Source organism: Lysobacter sp. yr284, assembly GCF_900107375.1.
Classification (GTDB): Bacteria; Pseudomonadota; Gammaproteobacteria; order Xanthomonadales; family Xanthomonadaceae; genus Lysobacter.
On sequence record NZ_FNPT01000021.1, the window covers coordinates 79,387 to 88,855 of the forward strand.

The 9,469-nt window shown below is 69.3% G+C and carries 6 protein-coding genes; 3 read left to right on the forward strand and 3 right to left on the reverse strand.

The window, feature by feature from the left end:
- Nucleotides 1-158 precede the first annotated feature (158 nt).
- Nucleotides 159-392, forward strand: coding sequence for a hypothetical protein (locus tag BLV01_RS21395; protein ID WP_091804917.1), 234 nt, complete (start codon nt 159-161; stop codon nt 390-392).
- A 103-nt stretch (nt 393-495) separates the two neighbouring features.
- Here the strand turns inward: BLV01_RS21395 and aceA are convergent, their stop codons facing one another.
- Complete coding sequence (gene aceA, locus BLV01_RS21400; protein ID WP_091804920.1) at nt 496-1,797, reverse strand: isocitrate lyase; 1,302 nt, start codon at nt 1,795-1,797, stop codon at nt 496-498.
- A gap of 149 nt (nt 1,798-1,946) precedes the next feature.
- Nucleotides 1,947-3,569, reverse strand: coding sequence for a malate synthase A (aceB, locus tag BLV01_RS21405; protein ID WP_091804923.1), 1,623 nt, complete (start codon nt 3,567-3,569; stop codon nt 1,947-1,949).
- A 145-nt stretch (nt 3,570-3,714) separates the two neighbouring features.
- On the opposite strand from aceB, the gene BLV01_RS21410 reads away from it, so the two are divergent.
- Nucleotides 3,715-4,683, forward strand: coding sequence for a LysR family transcriptional regulator (locus tag BLV01_RS21410; RefSeq protein ID WP_091804927.1), 969 nt, complete (start codon nt 3,715-3,717; stop codon nt 4,681-4,683).
- A 192-nt stretch (nt 4,684-4,875) separates the two neighbouring features.
- Here the strand turns inward: BLV01_RS21410 and BLV01_RS21415 are convergent, their stop codons facing one another.
- Complete coding sequence (locus tag BLV01_RS21415; RefSeq protein WP_091804931.1) at nt 4,876-7,533, reverse strand: collagenase; 2,658 nt, start codon at nt 7,531-7,533, stop codon at nt 4,876-4,878.
- Nucleotides 7,534-8,149: 616 nt separating this feature from the next.
- Between BLV01_RS21415 and BLV01_RS21420 the strand changes: the two genes are divergently transcribed.
- The gene (locus BLV01_RS21420) at nt 8,150-8,860 is read left to right on the forward strand and encodes a GntR family transcriptional regulator (RefSeq protein ID WP_091804934.1); all 711 of its coding nucleotides are present in this window, start codon (nt 8,150-8,152) and stop codon (nt 8,858-8,860) included.
- Nucleotides 8,861-9,469 lie beyond the last annotated feature (609 nt).

Sequence of the window (9,469 nt, forward strand, 5' to 3'; positions counted from 1 at the left end):
GCCTCGGCCCGTTGCGGCCGGTAACTGCGACCGCGCGTGCAAAATCGCGCGGGCGAGCGCCCGCCGCTGGCTGCGGACGTCGTATCGGCGCGGTTCTTTCTCTACTGTCGGGCGGGCCGGACAGTCGGTCCGGCGTCGAACCGGAGAAGGATTTCGCCATGAAGCTATCGACCTGCGCCGCGCTGGCGCTGACCCTGGCCCTGTCGGGCACCGCCGCGGCGGCCGACGCCCCCAGCCGGGCCGCGAACGCGATCGCCCCGCTGTACTGGCATTGCGTCTATCAGTCCGACAACGGCGGCGTGTACGAATTCGTCCAGCGCGGCCGCTGCCGCTTGATCGTGGAAGACCCCAACCTGGGCCGGCTGACCCTGATCGACGCCTACCAGGCCTGAGGCGCGCGCCGCCGGCGCGTGGGCACTGCCGGCGCGTGGGCAACGACGAAGGGCTCCTCGCGGAGCCCTTCGTTCGGTTACCGCCTCGATCCGCGCTGGCGGATCAGGCCGCCGCCTTCTTCGACTCGTGGAACTGCTCTTCCTCGGTCGAACCCTTCAGCGCCACCGTCGAGGACTGGCCGCCCTGGATGGTCTGGGTCACCGCGTCGAAGTAGCCGGTGCCGACCTCGCGCTGGTGCTTGACCGCGGTGAAGCCCTTCTCGGCCGCGGCGAACTCGGCTTCCTGCAACTCCACGAACGCGCTCATCTGCCGGCGTGCGTAACCGTGGGCGAGGTTGAACATGCCGTAGTTGAGGCTGTGGAAACCGGCCAGGGTGATGAACTGGAACTTGTAGCCGTAGGTGGCGATTTCCTTCTGGAACTTGGCGATGGTCGCGTCGTCGAGATTCTTCTTCCAGTTGAAGCTCGGCGAGCAGTTGTAGGCCAGCAGCTTGCCCGGGAACTGGGCGTGGATGGCCTCGGCGAACTTGCGCGCGAACTCCAGGTCCGGCTTGCCGGTCTCGCACCACACCAGATCGGCGTAGGGCGCGTAGGCCAGGCCGCGGCTGATCGCCTGGTCGAGGCCGTTGCGGGTCTTGTAGAAGCCCTCCACGGTGCGCTCGCCGGTGGTGAAGGGCTGGTCGTTCGGATCGATGTCGGCGGTGAGCAGGTCGGCGGCTTCGGCGTCGGTGCGCGCGACGATCAGCGTCGGCACGCCCATCACATCGCTTGCCAGGCGCGCGGCGACCAGCTTCTCGACCGCTTCGCGGGTCGGCACCAGCACCTTGCCGCCCATGTGCCCGCACTTCTTGACCGAGGCCAGCTGGTCTTCGAAGTGCACGCCCGAGGCGCCGGCCTCGATCATGCCCTTCATCAGCTCGAAGGCGTTGAGCACGCCGCCGAAACCGGCCTCGGCGTCGGCGACGATGGGCTGCAGGAAGTCGATGTCGCCGGTGCCTTCGGCGCACTGGATCTGGTCGGCGCGCAGCAGGGTGTTGTTGATCCGGCGCACCACTTGCGGCACCGAGTTGGCCGGGTACAGCGACTGGTCGGGGTACATCTCGCCGGCGATGTTGGCATCCGCCGCCACCTGCCAGCCCGACAGGTAGATCGCCTTAAGCCCAGCCTTGACCTGCTGCATGGCCTGGTTGCCGGTCAGCGCGCCGAGCGCGTTGACGAAGTCCTCGGTCTGCAGCGAGGTCCACAACTTGTTGGCGCCGAGCTTGGCGATGGAGTGTTCGACCGGCACGGTGCCGCGCAGGCGCACCACGTCCTCGGCCGAGTACGGGCGGGTGATGCCGGCCCAGCGCGGGTCGGTGGCCCACTGGTGGCGCAGCTGGTCGGCGGTCGGCAGCGTGTGGCTCATGACATCGATTCCTTGCGTTGGGTCGTAGCGACGTGGGTATGGGTGTTCGGGTCCGACTGTAGGAGCGACGCGAGTCGCGACCGCGGGGTCGCAGGCTCGCGTCGCGAGCGATGTTTCGCGGTCGCGGCTCGCGCCGCTCCTACAGGGGGTCAATCGATGCGTTCGTAGGCCGGCAGGGTCAGGAACTCGGCCAGGGTCGGTGCGTGGGTGAGTTCGTCGAGCATCGCGATGGCCTCGTCGAGCTTGGCCCCGCCCGGCAGCGCGGCGCGGTCGGCGAACCGGCTCGGCAGGCCGATCAGCGCGCGTTCGAGCAGGGCGAAGTCGACCGGGGTGCCGTCGTCGAGGAACAGCGACGGCGCGTGCAGCCACTGCCACAGCTGGGTGCGGGCGATCTCGGCGGTGGCGGCGTCTTCCATCAGCCAATGGATCGGCACGCAGCCGCTGCCGTCGAGCCACGCGGCGAGATAACGCACGCAGACTTCGACGTTGCCCTCGAAACCGGCGCGGGTGATGGTGCCGAACGAGGGCTTGATCAGGTCTTCGGCGATGATCAGCACGTCCTCGCGCAGCACGTGCTGCTGGTGCGGGGTCGGCATGCGCTCGTCGAAGATGCGCATCGCCAGCGGGATCAGCGCCGGATGCGCGACCCAGGTGCCGTCGTGGCCGGCGGTGACTTCGCGCAGCTTGTCCGCGCGCACCTTGGCCAGCGCCGCTTCGTTGGCGGCCTCGTCGCCGTTGATCGGGATCTGCGCGGCCATGCCGCCCATCGCGTGGGCGCCGCGCTTGTGGCAGGTCTGGATCAGCAGTTCCGAATAGGCGCGCAGGAACGGCTGGGTCATGGTGACCTGGCCGCGCTCGGGCAGGATCTTGTCGCGGTGCGCGCGGAAGGTCTTGAGGTAGGAGAACACGTAGTCCCAGCGGCCGCAGTTCAAGCCGGCGATGCGCGTGCGCAGCGCGTGCAGGATCTCGTCCATCTCGAACACCGCCGGCAAGGTCTCGATCAGCACGGTGACCTTGATCGAACCCGGCTCCAGCTCCAACTCGCGCTCGATGTGGTCGAGCGCGTCGTTCCACAGCTGCGCCTCTTCCATCGACTGCAGCTTGGGCAGGTAGAAATACGGGCCGCGGTCCTTGGCGGCGAGCGCGGCGGCGTTGTGGAAGGCGAACAGGCCCAGGTCGAACAGGCCGCCGGACACCGGCGCGCCGTCGACGCGCAGGTGCTTTTCGTCGAGGTGCCAGCCGCGCGGGCGCACCATCAGCACGGCCTGCTGTTCGAACGGCTTGAGCGCGTAGCGCTTGCCGGTGTCGGGCGCGGCGAATTCGAGGGTGCCGGCGACCGCGGCGGCGAGCGCGCGCTGGCCGGCGATCAGGTTGGCCCAGGTCGGCGCGGTGCTGTCCTCGAAGTCGGCCATGTAGACCTTGGCCCCGGAGTTCAGCGCGTTGATGACCATCTTGGGATCGACCGGGCCGGTGATCTCGACCCGGCGGTCGAGCAACGCAGTCGGCAGCGGGGCGACGCGCCAGGCGCCGGCGCGGATCGCGGCGGTGTCGGCGCGGAAGCCCGGCAGGCCGCCTGCGTCGAAGAAGGCCTGGCGCTCGCGGCGCGCGGCCAGCCGGGCCTGGCGGGCGGGTTCGAAGCGGCGGTGCAGGTCGGCCAGGAACTCGAGGGCGGCCGGGGTCAGCACCTGCTCCTGGCCGGCGGCGCGGCCGCTGAGCTCGATGCCCTCGCCCGGCCCGCGTTGCCCGGGACGGGGGTCCTGCCACTGCGTCATGACTGCCGACATGTTGCGACTCCTGTGGGGGAGGACCGCTCCCAGCGAGCGTGTCCCTGGAGCCAGACCATGCGGCGGCGTGTTGTATTTGACAATCAAGTTTTTTCAATGCATATCATTTGCTTAGCTTATATATGGATTTCACGTGACTTCGACGCGTTCGCTAAGTCCGCGATTTTCCTACAAAAGCGACAAGCTCAAGCCGCTGCGGGCGTTCTGCCAGACCGCGCGCCTGGGCTCGGTCTCACGTGCGGCTGAGGCGCTTTACCTCAGCCAGCCGGCGGTCACCCTGCAGTTGCAGGCGCTGGAACGCGACATGGGCGTGCGCCTGCTCGAACGCAGCGGCCGTCGCCTGGCCCTGACCCGCGAGGGCGAGGCGCTGTACGAACTGGCGCGGCCTTTGGTCGAAGGCCTGGACGGGCTGGAGGGCGTGTTCCGCGAGCGCATCCGCGGCCTCGACGCGGGCGAGCTCAACGTCGCCGCGGGCAGCTCGACCATCCTCTACCTGCTGCCGAAGATCGTCGAAGCCTTCCGCGCCGCGCACCCGGAGGTGCGGCTGACCCTGCACAACGTCACCGGCGCCGGCGGCCTGGACCTGCTGCGCTCCGACGGCGTCGACCTGGCCGTCGGCTCGATGCTCGACGTGCCCGGCGACCTCAGCTACGCCCCGGTGTACCGCTTCGAACCGATGCTGATCGCGCCGCGCGACCATCCGCTGGCCAAGCTCGACGCGCTCACCCTGCAGGACCTGAGCCCGTACGGGCTGATCCTGCCGCCGCAGCGGCTGACCACGTACCGGATGGTCGATCTGGTGTTCCAGCAGAACCGGGTGCCGTACACGGTGGCGCTGGAAGTCGGCGGCTGGGAGGTGATCAAGCAATACGTGGCGATGGGGCTGGGCATCAGCATCGTCACCGCGATCTGCCTGACCGAAGCCGACCGCGCGCGGCTGTCGGCGCGGTCGCTGGCGGATTATTTCCCCTCGCGCAGTTATGGCGTGGTGGTGCGCAAGGGCAAGTATTTGTCGCCGCAGGCGCGCGCGTTCACCGAGCTGATCCAGCCGGCGTTGTTCGAGCGTGGGGATTACTACGCGACCGGCCAGTCGGATCGTTGATCCGCGGCTGCCGTTGCTTTTTGTAGGAGCGACGCGAGTCGCGACCGCGACATCGCGCTTGCGACGCAACCGTGCGACCCCGCGGCCGCGACTCGCGTCGCTCCTACAGGGAGCTATCGCCGCGACATCGAAAAAAGCCCCTCTCCCGCTGGCGGGAGAGGGGTTGGGGTGAGGGCGAACGCCCGCGAACCCTCAGTACCGCGCGCTCACCTTGACTCCGGAGAACGCAGCGGCCGCATGCACGGCCACGTACACATACCCCGCCGGCGGGTTGGCGACCGTCACCGACTCCGCATTGCCGGCCTTGGCCGAACGGTACTGATACGAATCGCGCGACGGCCACTGGCCCGCGCTCACGTACAGGTCCGCGTTGCCGCTGCCGCCGGCGGTGTCGATGCGCAGCTGGCTCACGCCCGCCGGCAGGTACAGATAGAAGTACGCGTAGTTGCCCTGCGTGGCCGAGGCGTTGCTGCGCGCGCAGTTGCGCCCGAGCGTGCGCGCGTCGCCGCCGCCGCACTCGGGCAGGCCCGGTTCGCTGACGCTGATCGAACGCGTGGCGGTGGCGGTGGCGCCGCGGTCGTCGGTGACGGTCAGGGTGACGGTGTAGCTGCCGCCGGCCGCGTAGGTCTTGCTCGGGTTCGTCGCGGTCGACGCGCTGCCGTCGCCGAAGCTCCAGCTGCGCGCGACGATGCGGCCGTCGCTGTCGCTGGAGGTGTCGGTGAAGCTCACGCTCAGGCCGCTCGCGGCGACGCTGAAGTTCGCCGTCGGCGGCAGGTTCGGGGTGCCGCCGCAGCCGCTGCCGGCCGGGTCGGCCACGCACGGCAGCCAGGCCTTGAACGCGGCATCGTTGCTCTGGCCGATGCCGGCCATGTAGGTCGCATAGCCGGTGTAGTCGCCCGGACGGAACTTGGCCAGGATCGCGTTCACCTGCGCGCGCCGCTGTTCGAACATGAAGCGCACCGCCAGGTAGCCCCAGCGATAGACCCGGTTGGTGCCGCTGTCGTAGTCGTTGGCGTAGACCGTGCTCAGCGCGTAGGTGCCGCGCGCGGCCTCGGCGATGGCGCCGTCGTTGGCGACGTCGCGGTACTGGTAGGACAGGTACTCGGCGAAGCCTTCCACCCACCACACGGTCTTTTGCTGCATCGCCGCCTGGAAGTCGCCCCACATGTCGAAGCGGCCGTCGAGGTAGTGCACGTACTCGTGGGTCAGGTTCCAGATCTCGAACTGCGGGCGCAGCCACTCGGCCTCGTAGGCGATGAAGCGCGCCTGGTTGCCCGGCGCCGACGGATCGCCTTCCAGGTACATGCCGCCGTTGTTGGTGTCGATGCCGAAGATCGCGCCGGCGTAGATGCCGTAGTCGTCGCTGCTGTCGAACACCGCCATTTCCAGGCTGGCGTTGTTGTCGCCGGCGACCGGCACGCCGCCGGTGGCGAGCTCGCGGTGGAAATAGGCTTCCTGCCCGGCGACGGTGGCGCAGGCGCCGGCGAGTTCGGACGCGCTCATCTGCTGCGCGCGCAGGGTCAGGGTGGCGCTGCAGGTGTGGCGGATCGGCAGCGCCGCCGCTTCCAGCCGCGGCACGAAGTCGCACTGGCCGTAGTAGGCGCAGTTGCCGGCGTCGTAGTACTGCGCCATCTCGCCGATGCCGACCCACAGGCGCGCGCTGGCGCCGGTGATCGCGCTGCGCTCGACCAGGGTCTTGGCGCGCGAACGCGCCAGGGTCTTGAGCGCGCCGTCGTACTGCAGGAAGCGCGCCATCTCGCGGCCGGCGTTGGACACCAGGTAGGCGCGGTCGGTGCCGAGCAGGGCGAAGTTGCGGTTGGCGAAGTTGTACAGCGTATCGACGATGGAATTGTCGGACTGGACCAGCGCGCGGAAGGCCGTGTCCTGGTGGCCGCGGAAGGTCACCGTGTAGGCGTTGTTGACCGCGACCTTCATCCAGTAGAACGCGTCGAAGCGGCTGTCGTAGGCGTCGAGCAGGCGCTTGACCACGTATAGATAACGCGCGTTCTCGGTGGCGCTGTCGATCAAGGTCACGTACTCGGCGAGGATCTCGCCGTGGGCGTCGTCGACGCGGCCGAAGTTGGCGTTGGCGGCGAACGCGTCCAGCGCCGGGCGGATCGCATTGCGCAGGTTCGCGCCGTAGCTGCCGACCGCGCTGTCGTAGTACTGCACGTAGTAACCGGCGCGCAGGAACAGCACCAGTTGCAGGGTGCCGGCGTTGTTGGTGCCGTCGTAGCCGCGCGCCGAGGCGGCGAAGGCGTCGGCGACGCTGACCATCTGCGCCTCGCGGAAGGTCGCATAGGCCTGGCTGCCGCTGAGGCCGAACAACTGGTTGATGCAGTCCGGCGCGGCCGCGCGCACCGCCGAGGCCAGCGCCGCGCCGCTGAGCGCGCCGAAACTGGCCGGATCGCACGCGGCGGCCTTGGCCGAACGCGCCGCGGCCAGCAGCGAGGGACGCTTCAACGGATCGCGGCGCAACGCGGCGCCGTCGTAGGCGCTGTCGGCGCGCTCGGGCAGCAGCGGTTGCTGCGGCGCGCGCTGCGCCGGCACCAGCGCACGCGGCTGGCGGTGTTCGCCGAACAGTTGCCGCTCGGTCGCCGGTTGCTTGCGCGCGGCGCCGATGGCGACGCGCGAAGACGCCAACGCCGCGGCATGGCCTGGGCCGGGCCGCGATACGGGCGCGGCGGCGGACGCGGCGCTCGCTGAAGCGGGGCTCGGCGCCGCCGAGGCGGCGGGATCGGTGGACAGGGATTGCAGCGCGGACGGCAAGGCGAAGCTGGCGAACACCGCCAGCGCGGCCGTGCCGGCCAGAAGGGCCCGCAGCGGGCCCGGACGGAACACGAAGAACATCGCGAATCTCCTCGAAGGAAGGACGGCCGTGGCGGCCGCGCGGAGCGCGGGCCGGCGAGCGGGGCTCGCGGCGGCCGGGGACGAATCGGACGACGGCGGTACGGGACGGCGATGCGCTGGGCGGCGATTCCGGAAGACGGGCGCGGGCGGCCGCCGCGCGGGACACGCAGTCCCGTGGCGGCCGCGTCGCCGCGGCCGGCTCGTCTGCGCTGCTCGATTGCTGTCCCGGCCGCCCGGCCGCGTCGCGCCGGCCCATGCCGGCGCGGCCGACCCAAGGCCGAACCCGGCATGCGCTGCCTCGACGACGGCCGCCCCTGACGGTTGCGGGCGCCCCGATCGGCCGCGGCCTGCGTGCGGCGATGCGCACGGCTTCAATGGCTGCTGATCGGTATACCGTATACGATATGTGTGGAATCTATGGCGATTCCGTGACTGCGTTTGTGGCTCGGCGTGCCTTCGTTGCCGTTCATCGGCAATGTGTCGGACGTACGCATGACGCATGGACCGCGCTTTTGCGAAGCCCATCCCACTAAAGTACTAAGCGTCCCGCCCGCATTCGCTGCGCAGACGCGATCCTCGCCACATTTCGCGCGCAGCCCTTGGATAGACTGGCCGCATGAGCATCCTGCCCCGTTCGCTGTCCGACCAAGCCTTCGAAGTGGTACGCGAACGGATCCTGTCCACCCAGATCCCGCCGCTGGCGCCGATCCGCCAGGAGCTGCTGGCCGAGGAACTGGGCATCAGCAAGATCCCGCTGCGAGAGGCGCTGAGCCGGCTGGAAGAACAGGGCCTGCTGTCCTCGCACCCGAACCGCGGCTTCTTCGTGCCGCCGCTGACCTCGACCGAGGCCGAGGAAGTGTTCGCGCTGCGCCTGAAGATCGAACCCGAAGCCGCCGCCCAGGCCTGCCTGGTCGCCTGCGAGGCCGGCCAGGAAGCCGCGCGCGCCGCGTTCGAGGCCTGGGAGCGCTCCGACCACGCCGACCCCAACGCCAGCGTGCGCTGCAACCGCGCCTTCCACCTCGCCCTGGTGACCCCGGGCGGGCGCCAGATCACCGCGCAACTGGTCGAACGCCTGCAGGTGCTGGCCGAGCGCTACGTGCGCAAGCACCTGGAACCGGCCGGACGCGAAGCCCGCGCGGCCAACGAACACCTGGGCATCCTGCAGTCCTGGCTGCAGCGCGACGCCGCCCGGGTCGACCAACTGCTGTCGACCCACATCCTCAGCACCCTGCACGACCTGCGCGCGCAACTGGAGCAGATGCCGCAGACCGGCCCGATGCTCCCCGATTTCCGCCGCGCCCCGCGGCGCCGGCGCGAACCGGCGTGAGCGGACGGGCGTGAGCGAATCGGCTTGAGCGAGTTGGCTTGAGCGAACGGGCGCGAGCGAAAGCGAACTGACCTAAGCGGACCGCAGAACGCGACGGGCCGGCGAACGCGCTGGCGCGACAAAGTCGAAATGGATTCCGGCGTTGGCCGGAATGACGGGCTGGGAGAGAACGTCCCCACCTGCCGTCATTGCGGCAACAACCGGAATCCACAAGATCTTGCCGTTGCCGTTGTCCTTGCGGTTGCCGCGCTTCGCTCTTGGCTTGGACGCAACCCCACGCAAAGCACACGTTCCGCAGCCCCGGAGGGCGCGCGCATGGATGCGCGCGCGCGCCATGGGGCAGGATGCCCCTTATGGCGCGGCCCCGCGCAAGGTGCAGGACCTAGTGGCTCTTGATTCGAAAAATTTAATGCACTTTCTTTGGTTACTTTCTTTGTTGCTTAGGACAAAGAAAGTGACCCGGCCGCTTGCGGACGGAAGCTTTGGATTTTCGCTTGTCGTCACGCGTACGAACACGCAAAGGAAGAACCCACCGCGGCACGCCCCCTGTAGGAGCGGCGCAAGCCGCGACCGCGCCATCGCGGCGATTGCGAAGGTTTCGTCGTAGTT